The organism is Pseudoalteromonas porphyrae, assembly GCF_001298125.1.
Classification (GTDB): Bacteria; Pseudomonadota; Gammaproteobacteria; order Enterobacterales; family Alteromonadaceae; genus Pseudoalteromonas; species Pseudoalteromonas neustonica.
In genome coordinates, this window is the sequence record NZ_LHPH01000097.1 from 1 (window position 1) to 578 (window position 578).

The 578-nt window shown below is 60.4% G+C and carries 1 protein-coding gene; it reads right to left on the bottom strand.

The window, feature by feature from the left end; all coding sequences use genetic code 11:
- Window positions 1-578 (bottom strand): hypothetical protein (locus tag ADS77_RS22445; RefSeq protein ID WP_161803901.1); only part of this gene is annotated, 578 nt, incomplete at both ends.

A 578-nucleotide genomic window follows, 5' to 3' on the forward strand; every position in this document is an offset into this window, starting at 1 on the left:
GTAGCTGGAGGGCGATCTCCTCCTCCTGAGAAAACACCTCGAGCAGCAGATTCACCCGCTCCAGATTGTTCTTGGCAGCACCGGCGCCGACCTCGGGCCCAGAGATATAGGAGTGCTCACCACTTCCGAAGGTCTTCCACTGCCAGCCCGGTGGGGGGTGCTTTAGCGATCTGACCTCGATACAGACAAACTCGGGATACTCGCCGCTCACCTCGAAGGTCTCACCTTGGTGGGTGAAGCGGCTGACGTGGCTCTCCTCATCGAACTCGGCGCGGATCAGCGTGTCCTGCAGGTAACCAAACAGCACCCGGGAGGCACTGTTGTTGACCACGAACACGGGCGCTCCGCGTTTCAGCTTGGAAAACTTGTCACGGTTCCAGTAGAAGCGGTTTTGGTTGGCGGAGAAGAGACGCTTGAAGTTCTCCTGCACGAGGGGCGGCCGCTTCACCTCGTAGACCATCACCGTCAGCTCGGTATCGCCGATCTGGCGAGGATTGCTGACCACGGCGAACTCGCGCTCCTTGAGCGCTTCCACAAAGGGCTCGTGAAGCGCCTGCTCTAGCGCCTCGGAGTCGACG